1 protein-coding gene and 1 pseudogene are annotated in these 597 nt (G+C 38.9%); both read right to left on the bottom strand.

Annotation, left to right across the window (positions count from 1 at the left end; genetic code table 11):
* Nucleotides 1–75 precede the first annotated feature (75 nt).
* Nucleotides 76–309, bottom strand: a pseudogene (locus ABZJ92_RS22195) (DUF2686 family protein); the annotation flags it as partial.
* Nucleotides 310–376: 67 nt separating this feature from the next.
* Nucleotides 377–597 (bottom strand): hypothetical protein (locus ABZJ92_RS22190; protein WP_214282745.1); only part of this gene is annotated, 221 nt, incomplete at its 5' end.

Here is a 597-nt window from a genome sequence, read left to right as displayed (position 1 = left end):
CAGATGTCACCGACAGAATATGAAAACCAGTATTATCAACGGCTCGGAAGTGTCTAGATTATCCGTGGCGATTCATACTCCATCGTAAGCATTACACTTCGTTGCTAACTTATTGAATGCTTGCCAGTCAGAGAGATCTAGTTTGTGGATCTCAACAGTACGTCTGCTATCGCAATTATGATCTCTTCCACGATTTGACAGTAATGTAGCGCGTGCGTATTGATGAAATTTTAATTTTGCTGGTTTGTCGGTGGACGAAAAACGGGGTAAATATGCGGGGAATGAATAAATAGTTGTTGGTAATGTCATTTTATTGTTGCCTGTTTAATGTTTTTACAAATATCGCAGTTGAATGTTCAAAGAAAAAGAATTGATTTTAATAAAAATAAGTTTGTTTTCTGAAGTGGTGAAAATAGCGGATGGTGAAAGATATTAATATCAAAAATCGCTCATCACGGATATAACGATGCACCAGAGAGGGGGGAGATGACTGACAACGCGTTGGTAAGCGAGGTTCGATAACTCGGTAATGCTGCCAACTTACTGATTTAGTGTATGATGGTGATTTTAAGGTGCTTGCGTGGCTTCCATTTCCAT

Source organism: Shigella sp. FJ200513, from assembly GCF_040495915.1.
Taxonomy (GTDB): domain Bacteria; phylum Pseudomonadota; class Gammaproteobacteria; order Enterobacterales; family Enterobacteriaceae; genus ECMA0423.
This window is presented reverse-complemented; position numbering and strand designations above follow the sequence as displayed.